This is a genomic window from Yoonia vestfoldensis, assembly GCF_002158905.1.
Classification (GTDB): Bacteria; Pseudomonadota; Alphaproteobacteria; order Rhodobacterales; family Rhodobacteraceae; genus Yoonia; species Yoonia vestfoldensis_B.
The window spans coordinates 2358097-2377316 of sequence record NZ_CP021431.1 but is presented as its reverse complement, the minus strand read 5'-3'; the positions used below and the strand labels follow the sequence as shown (position 1 = coordinate 2377316).

22 protein-coding genes are annotated in these 19220 nt (G+C 54.6%); 9 read left to right on the top strand and 13 right to left on the bottom strand.

The annotated features are described in order from the left end of the window. Positions 1–26: 26 nt before the first annotated feature. Positions 27–1412 (bottom strand): transposase, encoded by a 1386-nt coding sequence (locus LOKVESSMR4R_RS11865; RefSeq protein WP_087208069.1) that lies wholly within the window; start codon positions 1410–1412, stop codon positions 27–29. 431 nt (positions 1413–1843) lie between these two features. Between LOKVESSMR4R_RS11865 and LOKVESSMR4R_RS11860 the strand changes: the two genes are divergently transcribed. After that, the gene (locus LOKVESSMR4R_RS11860) at positions 1844–2083 is read left to right on the top strand and encodes a type II toxin-antitoxin system Phd/YefM family antitoxin (RefSeq protein WP_087208653.1); all 240 of its coding nucleotides are present in this window, start codon (positions 1844–1846) and stop codon (positions 2081–2083) included. Then, on the top strand, positions 2080–2466 hold the full coding sequence (locus LOKVESSMR4R_RS11855) for a type II toxin-antitoxin system VapC family toxin (RefSeq protein ID WP_087208650.1): 387 nt from the start codon (positions 2080–2082) through the stop codon (positions 2464–2466). Before LOKVESSMR4R_RS11860 ends, LOKVESSMR4R_RS11855 begins: the two co-directional genes overlap by 4 nt. Positions 2467–2547: 81 nt before the next feature. On the opposite strand, the gene LOKVESSMR4R_RS11850 is transcribed toward LOKVESSMR4R_RS11855, so the two are convergent. Beyond that, positions 2548–3753 (bottom strand): site-specific integrase, encoded by a 1206-nt coding sequence (locus tag LOKVESSMR4R_RS11850; protein ID WP_087208648.1) that lies wholly within the window; start codon positions 3751–3753, stop codon positions 2548–2550. Positions 3754–3810: 57 nt separating this feature from the next. On the opposite strand from LOKVESSMR4R_RS11850, the gene LOKVESSMR4R_RS11845 reads away from it, so the two are divergent. From LOKVESSMR4R_RS11845 to LOKVESSMR4R_RS20175, 7 genes are all read left to right on the top strand, one after another. Then, complete coding sequence (locus tag LOKVESSMR4R_RS11845; RefSeq protein ID WP_087208646.1) at positions 3811–4173, top strand: helix-turn-helix domain-containing protein; 363 nt, start codon at positions 3811–3813, stop codon at positions 4171–4173. Positions 4174–4388: 215 nt separating this feature from the next. Continuing rightward, complete coding sequence (locus LOKVESSMR4R_RS11840) at positions 4389–6395, top strand: beta strand repeat-containing protein (protein WP_087208643.1); 2007 nt, start codon at positions 4389–4391, stop codon at positions 6393–6395. Positions 6396–6618: 223 nt separating this feature from the next. Continuing rightward, positions 6619–7494 carry a SapC family protein gene (locus LOKVESSMR4R_RS11835; protein ID WP_087208641.1) on the top strand — a complete coding sequence of 292 codons (876 nt, stop codon included), beginning with the start codon at positions 6619–6621 and terminating at the stop codon, positions 7492–7494. A 62-nt stretch (positions 7495–7556) separates the two neighbouring features. Beyond that, on the top strand, positions 7557–7760 hold the full coding sequence (locus LOKVESSMR4R_RS11830; protein ID WP_087208639.1) for a DUF6447 family protein: 204 nt from the start codon (positions 7557–7559) through the stop codon (positions 7758–7760). Positions 7761–7805: 45 nt separating this feature from the next. Next, positions 7806–8003, top strand: coding sequence for a DUF6447 family protein (locus LOKVESSMR4R_RS11825; protein ID WP_087208636.1), 198 nt, complete (start codon positions 7806–7808; stop codon positions 8001–8003). A 4-nt stretch (positions 8004–8007) separates the two neighbouring features. Then, entirely contained in the window at positions 8008–8289 is a 282-nt protein-coding gene (locus LOKVESSMR4R_RS11820; protein ID WP_087208634.1) for a hypothetical protein, read from the top strand. A 173-nt stretch (positions 8290–8462) separates the two neighbouring features. Beyond that, positions 8463–9173, top strand: coding sequence for a hypothetical protein (locus LOKVESSMR4R_RS20175; protein ID WP_157898197.1), 711 nt, complete (start codon positions 8463–8465; stop codon positions 9171–9173). A 42-nt stretch (positions 9174–9215) separates the two neighbouring features. On the opposite strand, the gene LOKVESSMR4R_RS11810 is transcribed toward LOKVESSMR4R_RS20175, so the two are convergent. The 11 genes from LOKVESSMR4R_RS11810 to LOKVESSMR4R_RS11765 form a co-directional block, all read right to left on the bottom strand. Continuing rightward, complete coding sequence (locus LOKVESSMR4R_RS11810) at positions 9216–9722, bottom strand: hypothetical protein (RefSeq protein WP_087208629.1); 507 nt, start codon at positions 9720–9722, stop codon at positions 9216–9218. A gap of 201 nt (positions 9723–9923) precedes the next feature. Then, a complete protein-coding gene (locus LOKVESSMR4R_RS11805; protein ID WP_087208627.1) occupies positions 9924–11798 on the bottom strand; it encodes a phage/plasmid primase, P4 family in 1875 nt (624 codons plus the stop codon). Position 11799: 1 nt separating this feature from the next. Further along, positions 11800–12336 (bottom strand): DNA-primase RepB domain-containing protein, encoded by a 537-nt coding sequence (locus LOKVESSMR4R_RS11800; protein ID WP_087208625.1) that lies wholly within the window; start codon positions 12334–12336, stop codon positions 11800–11802. Next, the gene (locus LOKVESSMR4R_RS11795; RefSeq protein ID WP_087208623.1) at positions 12333–12542 is read right to left on the bottom strand and encodes a helix-turn-helix domain-containing protein; all 210 of its coding nucleotides are present in this window, start codon (positions 12540–12542) and stop codon (positions 12333–12335) included. Before LOKVESSMR4R_RS11795 ends, LOKVESSMR4R_RS11800 begins: the two co-directional genes overlap by 4 nt. Before the next feature lie 83 nt (positions 12543–12625). Continuing rightward, positions 12626–13276 carry a hypothetical protein gene (locus tag LOKVESSMR4R_RS20170; protein ID WP_157898196.1) on the bottom strand — a complete coding sequence of 217 codons (651 nt, stop codon included), beginning with the start codon at positions 13274–13276 and terminating at the stop codon, positions 12626–12628. Beyond that, complete coding sequence (locus tag LOKVESSMR4R_RS11790; RefSeq protein ID WP_087208621.1) at positions 13273–14547, bottom strand: tyrosine-type recombinase/integrase; 1275 nt, start codon at positions 14545–14547, stop codon at positions 13273–13275. The genes LOKVESSMR4R_RS20170 and LOKVESSMR4R_RS11790 overlap by 4 nt, the downstream gene beginning before the upstream one ends. Before the next feature lie 455 nt (positions 14548–15002). Then, positions 15003–15281 carry a hypothetical protein gene (locus tag LOKVESSMR4R_RS11785; RefSeq protein ID WP_087208619.1) on the bottom strand — a complete coding sequence of 93 codons (279 nt, stop codon included), beginning with the start codon at positions 15279–15281 and terminating at the stop codon, positions 15003–15005. 4 nt (positions 15282–15285) lie between these two features. Next, complete coding sequence (locus LOKVESSMR4R_RS11780) at positions 15286–15483, bottom strand: DUF6447 family protein (protein ID WP_087208617.1); 198 nt, start codon at positions 15481–15483, stop codon at positions 15286–15288. A 45-nt stretch (positions 15484–15528) separates the two neighbouring features. After that, positions 15529–15732 carry a DUF6447 family protein gene (locus LOKVESSMR4R_RS11775; protein WP_087208615.1) on the bottom strand — a complete coding sequence of 68 codons (204 nt, stop codon included), beginning with the start codon at positions 15730–15732 and terminating at the stop codon, positions 15529–15531. Positions 15733–15794: 62 nt separating this feature from the next. Then, positions 15795–16670, bottom strand: coding sequence for a SapC family protein (locus LOKVESSMR4R_RS11770; protein WP_087208614.1), 876 nt, complete (start codon positions 16668–16670; stop codon positions 15795–15797). Positions 16671–16904: 234 nt separating this feature from the next. After that, positions 16905–19208: a beta strand repeat-containing protein gene (locus tag LOKVESSMR4R_RS11765; RefSeq protein ID WP_087208612.1), complete on the bottom strand. Its 2304-nt coding sequence runs from the start codon at positions 19206–19208 to the stop codon at positions 16905–16907. Positions 19209–19220: the final 12 nt, after the last annotated feature.

Below are 19220 nucleotides of genomic sequence, written 5' to 3'. Positions count from 1 at the left end.
TGAACAGGGCGCGAGCGCCTTTCTTATCAGGCTTTGCGCGTTTGCTGCGGTGCAGGAAAGATCTTGGCTAGTTTGCGGAGGTTTTGGGCGGTTGCGGCGAGGAGAAATTCGTCATTTGCACCGTTCGGGCCGCGCAATCGGAGTCTGCCCAACCCGAGAATACGTTTGAGATGGGCGAAGAGCATTTCCACCTTCTTTCTGAGCCGCATCGAGATGACGTATTGCTTGGTCTTGGCAATGTCGCGGGCGACCTGACGGGCGTCTTCGTGTTCTTCGCGCGTGATGGAGCGGAAGTCGGCATTTGGGCAGCATTTCGCTTTTGAGGGGCAAGCTTGGCACGTCAGTTTCAGGGCGCGATATTTGGCGACACCTTTGCCGTCCGGGCCTCTGTTTGGATCAGAATAGTTGCGGCGGAATTGCTTGAGGGCTTCGCCTTCGGGGCAGATGTATTGGTTGTTGTCAGCGTCCCATTCGAAATCAGCGCGGCTCCAGGTGCCGTCTGTCCGGCCTGCCTTATCAATGACGGGGATATGTGGCGCGATCTTGCGATCCACAAGCCAGCCCAGCATCGGGCCGGAGCCGTATGCCGTGTCCGCGATGATGCGCTCGGGATGCAGATCGAACGTGTCTTTGACACGGTCCAGCATCGTGCGCACGGACCCGACCTCGGCCTGCCGGATCGACCTGGTCGCCTCGACATCGACGATCACGGCGTGGTCGGTATCGATCAGGTAGTTGGTGGAATAGGCAAAGAATGCTGGGCCCTTGCGCGCTGCCGTCCACTGGCTGGACGGGTCGGAGTGGGACGTGAACTTGGGCTCGACGGTCGTGGCCGCGCCAAAGGCTGCATCATCCAGAACCTCCAGATATTCCCGAACTGCGCGTGGCGCATCATCCGGATCGATGGTTGACGGGTTCCAGCCTTCCTTCGCGGTCGAGTTCTGCTTGTTGGCATCGGCCTCGATCAGGCTGGCATCCGCCGCAAAGCGTTGGCCGCTGACCAGACCCTCTGCAATGCACCGCGCCACAGTCGTCTCGAATAGGTGGCGCAGCAGGTCGCTGTCGCGGAAACGGCCATGGCGGTTCTTGGAGAAGGTCGAGTGATCCGGCACACGGTCCGCCAGATCGAGGCGGCAAAACCACCGATAGGCGAGGTTCAGATGCACCTCTTCGCAAAGCCGCCGCTCGGACCGGATTCCCAAGCAATACCCCACCAACAGCATGCGGATCAGCAACTCGGGATCAATCGAAGGGCGGCCTGTGTTGCTGTAGAACGGAGCCAAGTGATGCCGGATACCGGACAGATCGACGAAGCGGTCGATCGAACGCAATAAGTGATCCTGAGGAACGTGACCCTCGATCGAGAACTCGTAAAACAACGCGCCTTGCGCCTCTTGCTTCGGTCCCAACATCGCAGTTCCCCCCGTATCATACGAGGAATTGAATCAGCGACAGGCACCCAAATCAACAAGAGTTTTTCAACGGAATAAGCCCCTGTGTGGCCGTCTGTGGCGCTCTGAGGGGTGCGCTGCGTTCATACACGGGCTGACCCCGCCCCGCGCCGGATGAAAACTGTCAAGCCGCCATCCTGCAAACCAATCACATCCAATTTCATCCGTCTGACCATCTGGTCCAGTCCCGCAATCCGCCGAAGCATACCTGAGGCCCTGGGCTGGCCCTGTTCGACAATTGTGAGCCGTTGATAAGGCAGATGTAGTGCTTTTACCGAAAGTTCAGTCAACATCTAGACCGCTCTGTTCACTTTGGGCGCTATTGACTGACTGCCAGATCAACATGTAAACTAAGCTCAACAGACTAAGTCTATCCAGCAGAGGCCCCGCATATGAAAACCATCAACATCCATGAAGCCAAGACGCATCTGTCCAAACTGGTCGAGGCAGCAGCAAAAGGCGAGGCGTTTGTCATTGCCAAGTCCGGCAGGCCAATGGTCAAGGTGACCATGCTGAAAGGGCAGGCCCAAAAGCGGCTTGGCTTTTTGGCTGGTAAAGGCACAGTACCGCTGGATTTTGACGACATGTCTGCCGACGAGATCGCACAGATGTTTGCGGGCACTGAGGCATGAAGCTGCTTTTAGACACGCATATCCTGTTGTGGGCTGCATATACGCCTGATCGATTGTCGGCAAAGGCGCAGGCGATGATCGCTGACCCTGCAAACAGCTTGTATTTCAGCGTGGCAAGCTTGTGGGAGGTGGCCATCAAGGCGTCACTGGGGCGCGATGACTTTCGGGTGGATGTGGCGGAACTGCGGCTGGGGCTTGTGGCCAATGACTATACTGAACTGGCCATAGAGAGTGCGCATGTTCTGCGTGTGCCGACGCTGCCGCCGATCCATGCGGACCCCTTTGATCGCATTCTTGTGGCGCAGGCGATGGCGGAGGGCTTTGTGCTGGTGAGTAACGACGCGAAGCTGAAGGCCTATGGTGGGCCAGTGTGGGATCTGTGATCCTTCGATAGCAAAACAGGCCAGACATTGCTGTCCGGCCCGTCTGTTTGACACTTTGGTCATCGTAGATTGTCCGCCTTGTCAGCACAGCCGTCCTTCAATCGTATGGGAATGTGAACCCATCCCCAGAAATGCGGCTATCGATGCTGTGCCAATGTTGGATGCGTCCAGCAGTGTTTCTTGAGTCAGATGTGCGTAGCGCTGCGTGGTCTTGATCTGCGTATGCCCAAGAAGCTTTTGCACCTCGTAGATTGAGCGCCCGTTGTTGATCAGCAGGCTTGCGAAGGTGTGCCGCAGATCGTGCAGACGGACATCTGGCAACCCTGCCTTCTTTCGTGCTGTGTCCCATGCTTGATAGATATGCACATAAGGTTTGCCAGTCTTTGGGTTGCCAAAAATATACTGCGATCGTGATACGCCTTTCATTCGGTGCAAGATCGCTAGTGCGCCATCATTGAGGGGTACATGTCGTGCGTACCCAGATTTGGTATCGGGTATCCGCCACATACCTCTGATCAAATCAACATCCTGCCATGTCGCGTGGAGGGCTTCATTACGTCGTACCCCCGTCAGCAACAGGAACGCAACGATATGCTTAAGCATCGTGTTTTGGGACTTGCAGACCTCGTCATAAAGCCGTGCGACCTCATCTGCTCTGACATAGCGTTCTTTTTTGTTGTTCTCCTTGAGCAGACGAACGCCAAGTGTCGGATTTTCCGTCACCCCTGCGATCTTCCAATCGCGCCAAGCCGTATTGAACATGTAACGCAGCAATATGAGCCGACGATTGACGGACCCAGGTGCTGCCCCAGCCTTCAAGCCTGCTTGCTGCATGTTGAGAACATCCTCGGTGGTGATCTCATCCAGATGTTTCTTGCCGAAAGCCGGAACGAGGTGGGTGCGGATCAACGTCTCATCTGTCTTCCACGACCGCTTATTGGCTTGAGAAAACGGCATGTATCGATCCCATGCAAAGGTCTCAAATGTCGGGACCTGCTTTTTGGTGGATTTCTCTTCAAGCGGGTCGATACCCATCGCCAGCTTGTTGCGCATCCGCTCACACAACGCACGGGCCTGTGGGAGTGTCACATCACCAGCACTGGCAAGCTTAACGTAACGGGTCTTGCCCCGAACATCTGTGTAGCGCAAAAAGTAGGTCTTTCCGCCTGATATCCGCACTTCAAGCGCGAGGCCCTTTGCGCGGCGGTCAAAGAAAACCTCCTTCCGTTTTGAGTCTGGACAGACTATGGTAGCCATGAACGCGGGTGTGAGGTCTGTAACGGGCATTGTAGTCTCCTGTGGTTAATATTGAGCAAATATGAATATAGTAGTCATGAGGGGCTGATGTCAAGCAGAACAGACGAGATGAAGATATCAATCGTGCTGCGGGCTGCGCGGTCTGGTTTAGGTATTTCGCAGGCTGATTTGGCAGCGGAATTGGACGTCTCGCAGTCCACCATAACCCGCTGTGAGCGGGGTACAGGCTCGTTTCCAGCGAATGTTCTGTTACGCGCCATCAGCTTTTTTAGGGCGCATGATATTGATATTGCTGGCATTCTTGAGAATAATCCAACGATTGTCTTCAATTCGCGGATGTTTGAAACTCTCCATGACAAAGAGAGTACGCGTCAGCGTGATCTGGCGGCTTCTGCGATAGAGAAGCGTTTTGGCAAAAGCAAAACGGTGCCTGACGGCGCGGACGATTAGGTCAAAAGTGGGTACAGTAGTCTTATATGACTAGTATAGTCGCTAAGTGACTCGTAAGGCTCAACTTTTAAATCTGCAGAGTCTGTTCGCTCACAACGGGTTCTGACACGGTAACCGGCACTGCTGGCGACGATACAATCAGCGGCGCTCGCGTTGACATTTTGCAGACATGGAACTCAGCTGACACGATTGATGGTGGTGCCGGCACTGATAGCTTGTCCGCGATCATCACGGCTAGCGTTCAACCAGGTGTAGGCGGATTGACAGGTGTTGAAAACCTAACCGTGACCAATGCTAATGCGGCGGCGGCGGATGACCTTACCGTAACATTTTCGACTGCGACCCAAACATTCATCTCTGGCGTTACTGCAATCACAAACCTCGCATCGACAGACGGGCTGACCTTCGCTCGAGTGACCGAGCTTGCCACCATCAACTTGAACAATACCGGTGCGGCGACGACAGTTCAGTTTGCCGACGCAGTCTTGTCGGGCACAGCTGATACAGTGACGCTCAACGTTAATGGCGCGACAGGCGCCGTCACTATCGGTACTGTGACAGATGCTGACGGGGATTTTGAAACGCTGAATATTGTCGCTACAGGCGGTTCTTCTGCGTTTGACGCCACTAACATCGACGGTGATGTCGCGACGCTCAACATCAGCGGTAGTGGTAACCTTGCGCTTGGTGCTGCTTCGTTCGCAAACATCGAGACAGTTGCTGCCGGAAATGCTACCGGAAACGTGAGCCTTATCCTTGCTGCTGATGGTGTGACAGGTGCGACAAACACTAAGACAGTCACAATGGGTTCTGGTGATGACACAGTTAACATCGCCGCATTGGACGCAACCACTGTAGGTGCCGTTGTCGTAAATACGGGCGCAGGCGACGATACAGTAGTGATTGGCACAATCGCAAACGACTACACGATCAATGGCGGTGCTGGCACAGACACGCTTTCCTTCAACGCGTTGCCGACAGTCGCTACAGCGGTAGGTGTGACTGGTTTTGAGGTTTTAACCTCGACTGTCGCAATTGCTGACGCGGCCACCACAACTCTCGATTTGGCGGTATTTGGTGCCGAGAATGCTATTAATCGTGTCAACGTCGCGGGTGCATTAGCAACTGAAGATGACAGTGCAAACGATATTTTTGCGATTACAAATGCGCGTGATGTTGCAACCCTCGGTATTAACATTGCGGATGCTGACGGAGACGACGCTGTTGTTTCCTTTGCGCGTCTAATCGATGGTACTGCCAACGCTTTGACTATTGCAGTGACTGCGGCTGGCGGCGGCGAAATCTCCGCGATCAACGCAAATGACGAGGAAACGATCACGATCAACACTGCTGATGGCGCGTTGGCATTGGAGACCATGTCCGCAACCGATATGACTTCTTTGGTTCTGGTCGGTGACAATGCAGCTAACGTTGGTACTGTTACGGCCGCTAGCCTAACGTCTGTCGATGCCTCTGGTCTTGAGGCAGCCTTTACTGGTGTGTTTACGTCTGCTACCGGCGCACTCACGTTCACGGCTGGTACGGGCGTAGCTACCGTAACTGGTGGTGCTGGTAACGACACCATCAACGGTGGCGCAGCCGCGGATGTTCTAGTTGGTGGGGCGGGGAATGACACCATCAATGGCGGCGCTGGCGCCGACACAATCACGGGTGGGGCGGGTACTAACACGCTTACAGGCGGTGCAGGTGTTGATGTATTTGTGGTAGGTTTTGGGACTGACACAATTACTGATTTTGTGGTTGGCGCTACAGGCGATGATATCCGGATTGACATCTCGGCGGTTGAAGCGATCTCCGGCATGGACTTGGTGTTCTTGGATGACTTCGTTAGTGTTGGCGCAGGTGCCGCTGCGCGCACAACTATCACTGGAGCCACTGATTTGGCGGATGCAACAGCGGACTCGATGATCCTTGTCGTTAATGGCAATATCGCCACCGCGGCGGCACTCGAAGATGCACTTGAGCTTGGCGGTGCTTTTGAACTTACCATTAATGGAACCGTCGAAGCTGGTGACGGCTTCTTGGTGCTGTACGATGATGGGGTAAATTCCTATCTCGCAACTGTGGAAAGCCGCGCTGGTATTGCAGATAATGATCCGGCCGCAGTGGGTGATCTCATTGCGACCAACTTTGTTACCTTCACGGGGATTGCAGACGCAACAACAATACTGGATGCAAATTTTGTAGCCTTGGTTGCGTAAACTTCTTCTTTAGAGATATGAATTGGGCCACCTATTGGTGGCCCTTTTCCTTTTTTTATTAGAATTATGATTTATATTGATATTTGACACTGTAGCTCTGCCAAAGTTCGCGTGATGACAACGATAAAATTGATCAGTCACTGACTATGTGTGCTTAGATTGGCGAAATAGTTTAAGCCACTAGCACGTGGCACATTTTTCCATAAACAACGTCAGGAACACCATGCCCCGCTATGAGCTGATCACCAAAACCGGCTTTGCCGCGCAGGGCTGGCGGCGCTATGACAGCTATGCCTTTGCCGCCAGTGATGCCGTGGCCCCCTTGGTGGTGCAGGAACTGGCCAAGGCCTGCATGAGCCTGCCCATCGCCTTCATCCGGCAAAATGACGCCTTTGTCCCCCATGCCGTGCAGGGGCTGGAACCGGGCCGTAACCTCTTTGTTGTCAACGGAAAATGGGTCGCGCCCTATACCCCGGCGGCCTATCGCGGCTATCCGTTCGCGCTGGCCAAGGGCGAGGATGACCAGCTGCATCTGTGCATCGACATGGACAGCGGGCTGGTGGACGCGGATGGCGATCAGCCGTTTTTCGACGCGGCGGGCGAGGTCGCGCAACCGGTCAAGGACGCGCTGAATTTCCTGCAACAGATCCATAATAACCGCGCCGTCACCCAGCGGGTCTGCGCCGCTCTGGCCGCCGAAGACCTGTTCCAGCCCTGGCCGTTGAAGGTGCAAACCCCCGCAGGTGAACGCAATATCGACGGCCTGTTCCGCATCGACGAGGCCCGTTTGAACAGCCTCGACCCCGAAGCCTTGGCGCGGGTGCAAAAGGCCGGTGGCCTGCCCGTCGCTTATTGCCAATTGCTCAGCATGGGCAATATCCAGACCCTCGGCCTGATTGCGCGCAAATTGGACGAGGTGAAAAACCGGATGCCCGAAATGAGCGACCAGATCGATGTTGACGGGATATTGCAGCGGCATAAATCAACAGAGCCGGATCAGGATCTGGCACCGGCCGAAAACGACAATGTCGTCAATATCGCCGCCGATACCGGCGATTTCGACCTGTCGGCATTTGTGAAACCCGGCAAGAGCGATTAGATATATATCGAGCGCGGTTGGCCAATGACCCCGTAAAACAACCCATGAAACGAGAGAGCGAAATGACCAAGACCAAAGCCGCCACAATTACCATTGACGATCAAACCTATGCTCTGGCCGATCTGTCCGAGGCCGCACGCGCCCATATCGCCAATATCCAGTTTGTTGATCAGCAAATCCAGCAGCTGAACAATGAATGGGCGGTCTGCGACACGGCCCGCATGGCCTATACCTCTGCATTCAGCCGGGAATTGGCCAAGGCCTGATCCGGCAAAAGATTTGACGACGACATTAGGAAGAGAAAGATTAAGATGCCCAAAATCACCGTAGACGGCACCGAATACGATACCGAGAACCTCTCCGATAATGGAAAGGCGCAATTGGCCAGCCTGCAATTTCTCGAAGTGCAGATGCAAAAGCTGAAAAACGAAATTGCTGTGTATCAGACAGCGCGCGCTGGTTATGCCGCCGCTTTGCAGAACGAGCTTGCCAAAATCGAGGCAAAGTAACGCCATGAATGCCATGACAGCCATGATATTGGCGACCGGCATGATCGGGGCGGCAGCGATCCTGTCGCCCTATTCGCCGGTGGCAGTGGCGCAGACCCAGCCTGCACCAGATACCAATACTGTATTGAACACCGGCACCGATGCGCTGCTGACCATGCCGCTGTTGGCAGATAAGGGGTGGTTCATCCACGCCTACGGCGGCCGTGTGCGGGCCTGTACCGCCGACGGTGCCAGTGTCGCAGGCGAAAGACCCGCGCCCAAATGTTCGCAGTGGAGCGAATACTGATCGATGCGTGAGTGCACTGTCACGCATAATCTTATCACTATGTGTGATGCGCAGCTTAACAAGTCTCGACTATCGACCAGAAATAGCGGCGCGCAAACCGATAACTTGCACCATGATTGGCATGTTTCCTGCAGAGCAGGGCGTAACAGGCAATTGATCGTGGGGAATTTCGGATGGATATCGCAGCAAGTGTTGATCGTTTGATTTCAACCCTTGAGACCTTCAAGGAGTCCACACCAACTGTTCCAAATAGCCAGCAACGCTCTGAATTTGATGAACTGTTTTCTGACGCTTTGTCGAAACTTGACCAGCCTAATGTGGTGCCGGTCGCAGTGAACGCGGCTGACATTGATAACGCACCCGTTACGTTCCAGCCAAAGGCTGCGTCTTTTGCAGCGTTTCAGACGGGGGATTGGTTGGTTGATAGCCAAAGCGATGCAACAGCCGCACGACCAAACATGAAAGAATTCATGGATGCTACCGGTGCATCCGCAGCAAACGCCAGCGAGCTTCTTTATGGTGTTATCGGCAGCAATGCTGACTTGCGCGACTGGTCAAAGATTATGTCATCTGGAAATCCGATTGATGCAGCCCGCGCTGCAACCAGGCAGCTTTATAACAGCGACAAAGAATATGCGCTGGTCAATCATGCTGATTACGGGACTGTGCGCTTCCCCGACACCTTGGCCGAAAGCTCACTGAGTTCGAAAACCGTGTTGAGCCGTTCAGGTAACTTCGCGGATATTGCCACAGGGGGCGATACGCGCACCACGATGGCTGTATCCAGCACCGGTCTCTTGCTTCGCGGCGCTGGGTCCACGCAGGAACAGATTGAACGAACTGCATGGCTGTTTGGCTTCGATGCGCCTGAGGCTGCTGCGTAAGCGTGTTTTTTAGATCAGCGATGCAGGTCAGCTCAGCAAAATCTATTTTACCGATCCATCTCGCGCCCCTGCGACCGCCAAGATGTCGTCAAGCACCATCAGCACCCCCGAAAGCAGGTTTTGCGCGGCTCTTAATGCCTTAAGCTGCGTTGCGCGTGAGGGGCGGCTGCTGCACGCTTTGTTCATTTGCACCCTAGCCCGTGCGGCGTCAGTTATGGCTCCCGTAATCTGCGATACGGCACTTTTCTCAAATTCGCGCAACTGGTGCGGCGCACTCGGATGTCTACAGCATGCACGTATCGCAGGCAGCACGCGCGTCTTGAGGTTGGCTCTCAGCTGTTCTGGGAGCTCTGCAAGCCTCAACTGCCACTCGCGGCCCAGCATGCCTCCAAAGGGCCTGTCAGGCGGTACGAGGATGCCCTGCTCAATGCAGCTTTCGATGAGCTGCAGCCCTTCGTATACCTGCCGCCAGCGGACACGCGTCTCTATGATGCGATGAATAGGGAAGTCGGTGGTTTCGACGTTGGCGATGTCATTGATCTCGGTCATTGCAATACTCCGATGCTGAATGCGGGTGAAAGGATGAGTTTGCGCAGCACCTCTTGGACGGATGACCAGCGCACGCCTTTTTCACAGGTGGGGGTGGACGTGTTGGACAAGTTCTATGGCAGTTTACGCAACTTTCCTTACGAGAAATCCATAGAAGAGAAGTTCCGCAAACTGCCCCACATCCTGTCCAACCTGTCCAACTCATTCTCCTGCACGCCTTGTACGCAGGCCGACATAGTAGCGATCGGAACCGCTCTTGCGCTGGCCAAAGCCTCGGTCGCCCAACTGCGCTGTGAAGCTCCGCTTTGAAGGGCACCTAAACCCATTTGACGCGCACCACATCCCGAAGTGGATGTATAGCACCTGTTGAGCCACCTCGAATCCTGCCCCCTGGTCTGTGTGCTCATCAAGAAAGCTTCCAAGGATATCACTATCGGCGCGATACTGTGCCACTTCGGCCTTCATGGCTTGACTCAATTTGACGCCATCTTTGAGATATTGTGTTGCACCTTGCACCATCCACGCAAGTATGCCCGCACGCTCGGCCATCAGCTTTGACTCAAGCTGTGGGTCTTGCTCCTCTGGCAAAAATGTCCGACGGAAAGGCAGGATGATGATGCGCCGCCAGATACCGTTATCTGTGCCTTTGATGATCGGCTTGTGGTTTGTCCGGACCCAGACCGAAAACATCGGCTGGAAGGTGAAAAGCCCTTGGTACAGGAACCTCGCCGAAATCGGCTCCCGCCCTGCCAACTGTTTCACAACTGTTTCATCGAGTGTCATGCCTCCCGGCAGCTCGTTGATGGATACAAGGCGGTTACCAGCCAGCATAGCTAAGTCAGGCCGTGGTCCATGATCATCGGAACGTCTTGCAGCCAACAAGCTTGGGGGCGCGGTCACAGCGTAAGGTTCTAGGATATAATGCACTACGTTAGACATTAGCGACTTTCCGTTAGCCCCTGTGCCTACGCTGAAAATCATTTTCTCCTCGGTGGCTCCCCCTACAATAGTCATCCCCAAAAGTTGCTGGACTGCCGCAATCGTCGACGGATCATTGCAGAATACTTCCGACAAGAACGCGCTCCAGCGGGGAGCTTTTGCTGTGTCGTCGAAGTCGACGCCAATGTGCTTGGTGATGTAGAGATCAGGGCGGTTGGGTATTAGCGCCCCGGTCGATAGCTCGACAAGGCCGTTTCCAACCCCAATAAGCTTTGGGTGAGCGTCAAGTGCATCGGCCTTTATGCTCATGCCGGTCATAGACTGCATCAGATTGCGAACGGCATGGATTTTATGCGTTGTCTGAAGTTGGGCTACCTCCCCGATCAGCCGTTTACCCGCGTCGGGATCAATTTCTTGCGCCGCCGTGCATGCCAGCTGATACATCTGGATCAGCGCCTCTGTGATCATCCTCACTTCTTCGCCAAGTTCGCACCATAGCCAGCGCTCCGTCGCGCTGCACCATTGCAGCCACCTCCCAATCCCCCGGACGTACACCAGTCGGCCATGATACAGGTCGCGCACATATTGCGCCGCGCGGACATCACCCTTGAGTTTCCATTCAGGTATGACGGTCTGGCCAGAATGCGTGGCAGGCATCGGCGTTGGCATTAGGCCCATGCATGCCTTTCCAACGGTCCTCTGCCGATAATCATGGCGGTCCTGCCATTTGTCACGCTGGGCTAAACCCGAGTGTTCAAAGACCGCTTCGGTGTAGGCTTCCAGCTCTTCATCTCGAAACCCGATGGCTGCACCATAACGCGCGATTTCACTTGCCAAGTACATGTCGGCTTCCGATTGTGATGGGAAGCGTAGAGCACCTGTAAGCGCGTCCCACGCCGCTTGCCATTCTCCGCCCCACAGGTGGGGCTCAGCGGCTTGGAAGTGACCGACAGCAGCCGTAACTTCGGTAGCATCAAACAGTGGTGAAAACCTCTGTGAAACGGCAGGCATATTATGATCGGCCTTCGGTTGCAGACTACCCCCAAGAGCCGTGCGCAAGTCCACAGCCGAGTAGTAAGGCCCCTTTGAAACGAGCCGCACTTGTGGATTAGAACCCTGTTTTTGTTCATCTAACATTTTAGGCAACCTCGCGATTCTTCATGTGTAAAAAACCCGGCAGACGCAGAAGCCTTGAAGTATCGATCGCTGCAGGGTCCGCGCCGAACTGAACAAGACTCCGGTTAATGCTTTCCGCATCCGCAGCTTCTAGGGATTGTCCGTCGGCCACTAGCCAATAGAAATGCCAATTCATTGGGCCGCTGCTTTGGACCTCAATAGTTGGTTGCAGAATAGCGCGGATCGTGTCGAGCGCGTGCTGGTCAACTCCATCAAGATCGGCATGAACGCCTCGAACACGGGACAGGTTGATCTTGCCCCTTTGCCCGTTGAATTGATTGACTGCGACGAAGATGCCCGCCCCGCGCGCATTCAAGACGTGCAGGCGCGGAAGAAGTTCCTCGGCGTCGGCGATGGTCAGATCAGGAAAGCGCTTGGCTATGGCGCCAGATTGGGGTTTTTGAGCCCCCTTCGGCAAGTCGGTATAGCACTCGATGTTGAACGTTGCGTCTGGGCTCCGGTCGAGCATGTTCAGGAACTTGATGGCAGGGTGTGTCATTGCGCGTCTCCGCGCCCAACACGGACATTATCGCCGTTGATCAGTGCAGTCAGACTTTCTGCAGGAATGACGGTACGGCCACCGACGCGGACAGCCTGTAGCCTGCCTTGGCCTATCAGTGCGTAAATGGTTGTTTTGCCTAAGCTGGACGTCTCGCAAGCCTCGCGGATGCTGTAGGCCAGCTTCTGGATATGTGTGGTCGACATGATTCACCTCGGTCGTGATTGACTGAGGCAGGACTCACACGAAATAATTTCGCCGAATAGTTTCGCGGTAATTTCGCCGTTTTTTAAAGGTCTCGAGTTTTTGGGCCCCGCTTCAACGGCCCTTGTGATTTTTTAAGGTTGCGTATTTTTTGGCGAATAATGCGATGATCTGGATGATCTCGCTGACAGATTTCAATCAGGTTCTTTTCGCTTGCAACCTTCTGATCTTTTGACAGTTTTTCAAACCATGCCTGATATTCAGACGGAGCAAGCTTCTCTTTTCTGGCAGCTCCAGAGAGCGGCTTGGTACCTCGGTTGAGGTGATGTTTTAAGCTGGTGTACCTCACTGTAACATCTTGAAAGTGAGCTGAAGATTGCAGTGGCTGATATTCCCATACCGAGACTTCATGTGGAAGCCATTGTAGGCCATTGCCATGCCTTAAGCCGTCTATCGTCAGATCGAATGCTCGATAACTTGCCAGCTCCAGTACGGTAACTGCGCGCGCAACAGGTGAAACGTTACCATTTGACCCGCAGTATTTCCCATAAATTTCAATCGAACCTGTTAGCGCCTTTCCAATCAATCTCTGCAAAGCGTCCAAAAGTAACTGTCTCTCATCGTTAAATTTCATGGATGAAGTGGCGTTGATATACCCCTGTTGATCAAGTCTCTCGCCAAACGCCAGCCATGTGAGTGCTTCAGTTAAACTTATGTTCACTGGGTCCCGGCTCATTGCGCCACCATTCTGATTGGCACAACTTCGCCCCCAAACGCCAGTTCACCAGCGCAGAACTCAGCCCAGTCGACCATCAGGCGTCTCCGCTTCTCGAACAGATCGCCGCGCCGATAGGCAGCCTCGACCTTGTTGCCGATGCTATGCGCCAGTGCCATTTCGCAGACCTCATGCGGATAACCTGTGCATTCGGCAGCCCAGTCGCGGAAGCTGGAGCGGAAGCCGTGCACGGTCACGTCACTTTTCATGCGACGCAGCAGCATAGCCATCGCCATGTTAGACATCTGACCGCCTCGCACTCCGGGAAAAACCCATGGGCTATCCAGTTTCTTGACAGCCGCAAGTATCGATATGGCCCGATCAGACAGCGGCACCCGATGTTCCCGGCCTGCCTTCATGCGGTTTGCGGCGATAGTCCATACTGCCTTGTCCAGATCGATCTCTGCCCAAGTTGCGCCGACCACTTCTCCGGTACGCGCGGCAGTCAGGATTGTGAACTCCAGCGCAAGTGCAGCCACCGCCTTGCGCGTACGTAGCCCCTGCAGGATGCCTGGCACAGCAGCATAGGGGGCGGCCTTGTGATGCCCGCGTGACAGCCGTGTCCGTGCTGGCAGTATCTGCGCAAGATGGCCCCGCCAGCGTGCAGGGTTCTCGCCTGTCCTGTACGCTCTCACTTTGGCTGCATCGAGGATGGCTTCTACCCTGCCGCGCACCCGCGCAGCAGTTTCAGGCTTGGCTTTCCATATCGGCTCCAGCACTGCGAGCACATGGGGCGTGTCCACGTCCGAGACAGCCATATCCCCGATCATAGGGTAAACGTAGGTTGCAAGTGTATTTGTCCATTGCTGACGGTGCTTGGCGTTGCGCCAGCTGCCTTCATTGGCCTCAATATACCCCTCTGCGGTAGCCTTGAACGTAACACTGGCTACTTGCTGTGCTTGCTTGGCTGCAGCGGCCTGCGCCGCAGCCTCATCGCGCTCCATGAGCGGGTCAATCCCGGCCTTGACCTTCATGCGATATATCGCAGCGATATCGCGCGCCTGCGCTAGCGTCAGTTCCTCGCCGCCAGACCTGCGCAGCAGCTCTATTGCCTCAGCACAACGAGACAAGCCAACATCCCGGGCATTGCCATCCAGCATGAACCGATAGACCCAAGAGCGTGCTCCGGTCTTCTTGACCAGCAGGTGCAGGCCATCGCCATCGGCGTGGCGCCCCGGCTTGGCGTTCTTTACCTGCAGTGGTGTCAGCGCTTTGCTCAGCTTCTTGGGCATCTGGTATCCTCCGGCGGTACCGCGACCAGGCGGCAATCGTTCCCATAAACGTTCCCCGAAAATAGCGTAGTTTTATGGGAACGCAAGCGAACAGCCATGAACACTTCAATTTACACACTCACGCTAAGTCACTGTAAAACATGTTATATAGAACATGATAGAACCGCAGTGAATTAGTGTTAGGCGGATCCCCAGTCCGCCATTTACCCCCTAGATGATACGTCGCCCGGCAAGATCCGGCAAAGCCTGCGGATGATGCCAGCAAATCGCCGGCCCGCATGGCAGGGATTTAGAACCTGTCACGGTCAAGGGATAAGAAATCACAAGACGCCCAGCTAAACGGCTGATAACCGGCGATTTACCCGCGCGCTGCGTCTGTTCGAACGCGCGGATTTGCGCGCCGGGGCGTCCTGCATGTCTATGCAGCAGTTTTCGTCAATGCACCTACGCACCGATCAATAGTCGCTCCACTGCGAACATTTGGGCGCGGGTCTTTCGCCTGCGACACTGGCACCGTCGGCGGTGCAGGCGCGCACGCGGCCGCCGTGGGCGTGCACGAACCAGCCTTTGTCCGCCAACAGCGGCATGGTCAGCAAGGCGTCGCTGCCCTGCGATACCGCGCCAGTCTGCGGCGCAGGCTGGGTCTGCGCCACTGCCACCGGCGAATAGGGCGACAGGATCGCTGCCGCCCCGATCATGCCGGTCGCCAATATCATGGCTGTGATGGCATTCATGGCGTTACTTTGCCTCGATTTTGGCAAGTTCGTTCTGCAAAGCGGCGGCATAACCAGCGCGCGCTGTCTGATAGACCGCAATTTCGTTCTTCAGCTTTTGCATCTGCACTTCGAGAAATTGCAGGCTGGCCAATTGGGCCTTGCCATTCGTGCTGAGGTTCTCGGTATCGTATTCGGTGCCGTCTACGGTGATTTTGGGCATTTCAGTCTTTCTCTTCTTAATGTCGTCGTCAAATCTTTTGCCGGATCAGGCCTTGGCCAATTCCCGGCTGAATGCAGAGGTATAGGCCATGCGGGCCGTGTCGCAGACCGCCCATTCATTGTTCAGCTGCTGGATTTGTTGATCAACAAACTGGATATTGGCGATATGGGCGCGTGCGGCCTCGGACAGATCGGCCAGATCATAGGTTTGATCGTCAATGGTAATTGTGGCGGCTTTGGTCTTGGTCATTTCGCTCTCTCGTTTCATGGGTTGTGTTACGGGGTCATTGGCCAACCGCGCTGGATATATATCTAATCGCTCTTGCCGGGTTTCACAAATGCCGACAGATCGAAATCGCCGGTATCGGCGGCGATATTGACGACATTGTCGTTTTCGACCGGTGCCAGATCCTGAACCGGTTCTGAAGATTTATGCCGCTGCAATATCCCGTCAACATCGATCTGGTCGCTCATTTCGGGCATCCGGTTTTTCACCTCGTCCAATTTGCGCGCAATCAGGCCGAGGGTCTGGATATTGCCCATGCTGAGCAATTGGCAATAAGCGACGGGCAGACCACCGGCCTTTTGCACCCGCGCCAAGGCGTCGGGGGAAAGGCTATTCAGCCGTGCCTCGTCGATGCGGAACAGGCCGTCGATATTGCGTTCGCCTTCGGGGGTTTGCACCTTCAGCGGCCACGGCTGGAACAGGTCTTCGGCGGCCAGTGCGGCGCAGACCCGCTGGGTGACGGCGCGGTTGTTGTGGATCTGTTGCAGGAAATTCAGCGCGTCCTTGACCGGTTGCGCGGCCTCGCCCGCGTCGTCAAAAAACGGCTGATCGCCATCCGCGTCCACCAGACCGCTGTCCATGTCGATGCACAGATGCAGCTGGTCATCCTCGCCCTTGGCCAGCGCGAACGGATAGCCGCGATAGGCCGCAGGGGTATAGGGCGCGACCCATTTTCCGTTGACAACAAAGAGGTTACGGCCGGGTTCCAGCCCCTGCACGGCATGGGGAACAAAGGCGTCGTTTTGCTGGATGAAGGCGATGGGCAGGCTCATGCAGGCCTTGGCCAGTTCCTGCACCACCAAGGGGGCCACGGCATCCGTGGCGGCAAAGGCATAGCTGTCATAGCGCCGCCAGGCCTGCGCGGCAAAGCCGGTTTTGGTGATCAGCTCATAGCGGGGCATAGCGTTCCTGACGATGTTTATGGAAAAACCCCGCACTTGCGCACGGGGCTTTTACTTACCATGAGAAGGACCAAAACTCAGAAACCTACGGTGCCCAATGCGTTTGGCAGCAAATGAATGCTCAGTGGCAGCGGCAGCTTCAACATCAAGGATGATGCTTGGTAAGAATATCTTAGCTAGTGTTTTCCTGCCCCGAAAGGGGCAGGAAAACACTTCAAGGCTATCCGACGGATCTTAGGCAATGAACAGATCGTTTGCACCAAGCCCGGCACTCGTGACCAATGCATCCACTCCTGTCAGCCCAACGAGCATCACAACACTATCCCCAGTGCTATTAGCGTTGAACACATAGGAGTCCGTACCATCACTCCAGATCGCGGTATGGGTAGATGTGGTAATCTCCGCGTCAAGAATTGAAATGACATTCGTAGCAGTAAGTCCGGCCGCACTCGTTCCTGCAAAGGTTACGATACCTGCAGCAGAGATGGTCATAGTCAATTCAGCGGATGAGTAACCGGCAACACCATCAGCTGTAACCGCAGTCGCTTTTGCAGAAGTACCATCGAAGTCGAGTGCGCTTGAATAGTTTGTAGCGTCACCAACCTCAAAGCCGGTAATCCTATCATATGCTGCGATCGTCGAATCGCCACCATTGATCACAAAGTTAGCGTAAGCCGTTGCCCCAGCACCGTTATCACCAGACAACGTAATCGTATCAGCCCCTGTACCAGCATCAATCTGAATCGCGATCGTGGTTGTATTTGCCGCAAGATTATAGCCCGACAACGAGATGGTGTCGTTACCTGCATTAGTGGTGATAGCGATCACTGACGTGTCGCCAGCGACGCCAACCCAGGATGCCGCAGTTAGTGTCACCGAGTCTGTGCCACCGCCAGTGGTGATTGTAATGTTCTCACCAGTCGCGTTACCGACACCGGCTGTTGTAACAGCCAGCGTTGCATTTCCAGAGAATAGACCACCAGCGTAGGTGAAAGTCGCGGCGTCATCCATACCCGCGGCAGTAATTGTTACGCCACTACCAAAAGCAGAACTGAAAGCAGAACCAGTAGTAAGTGAAACAGCACCACCGTCATCATACGAAAGCTTTTCGACGTTAGACAACCCGATAAAATGGTTATCAGTCAATGTCGATCCGTTGTCCGAGATATGAATAGTATCGGTACCGTCACCACCGTTGATGCTGTTGTCGTTCGCACCAGTTTGAGCCAAGCTGGCTGCCGCAGTTGTGATTTTATCATCACCCGCTCCAGTGCTATAGGCGGTACCTGTTGTTGTCGACACTACAATTGTATCACCATTTGCCGAGCCAACCACCGTAGAACCGGAAACCAAAACACCACCCGTAATTTCGAGGTGACCAGTCCCAGTCAGGCCCGAGGCATTAATTGCGACTGCAACAACGTCAAAAGTATTAGCAACAATATTGAGATCCACATCTGCGGATCCCGAGATGTTTACAGCCTTTACCGAGTCTGCCGCATTAGCAAGAAAGCCAAAGTCAGAGTCACCAGACGTGTTAGTGCCTGTCGAGGCGATAATGTTTACAGTCTCAACACCGATCACGGACACACCGATCACGTCTACGTTCGACGTGGCTGTAGCGGAAGCCAAACGGATAGTAGCAGTGTCAGCAAGTCCAGTTGCGCTCGCGAGTGTAAATGTAGTGCTTGTTGTGTTATCGGCCAAAAATGTAATGTTCGCCAGTTGAGCGGCCGTCATATTGGTGTACACGCCACCAGCGGACGCAACTTCAATTCCAGTAACGCCAGCAATCAAAGACATGTCGAGATTTTCGGTTACTCGTACCGTTTCAAAACCGGTATACCTTGCACCATCAGCAGCGGTGTTTACGTCAGCTGCCGCAGCTATGATCAGTGTATCGTTGCCGGCACCTGCATTCACAGCTAGCTTATCAGTCGACGCTAATGCATCTGTTGTTGATGCAGTGATAACGTCGTCGCCAGATGACCCCGTCAGAACTGTCTGGTCATTGGTACCTATCTGCGCGACCAAACCACCCGAGTTGCCGGACGCGTTCACTGTAGTAAATCCGACATCAAGCGCACCAACATCGACCTTGCCAACGCCAGATACTGTCAGGGTTGCGGCCGAAGAAGTTGTGGCAAGGTTGTTTGTCTCGAGCGCAACTGCGGCATCAATGTTGACAGCCGATGCAGCCACAGTGTCAATCGCCTCAACAACTGATTTGGTGCCAGTGACATTAATATTCACGGTGGTTAGCTTTGCGCCCACTAGCGTTACATCATCAACAGCGGCGGTAGCACCAGCAACAATTTTATTGAGACCAATTGTTGCAGTTGTAGCAGTCGCGCCAAAATCGAGAGACACGTCAGCCGCCGCATTAGTTGACGATAGAGCGAAATTCTCAAGATTTACTACGCCAGCACCATCGACTTTAATCGACTGCGTACCATCCCCACGGACAACATTTACCGTTGCCACAGTGGACGCGCCTGTAAGATCCAATACATCGTCTAGATCGTAGATCGAAACCACCTCGATACCAGT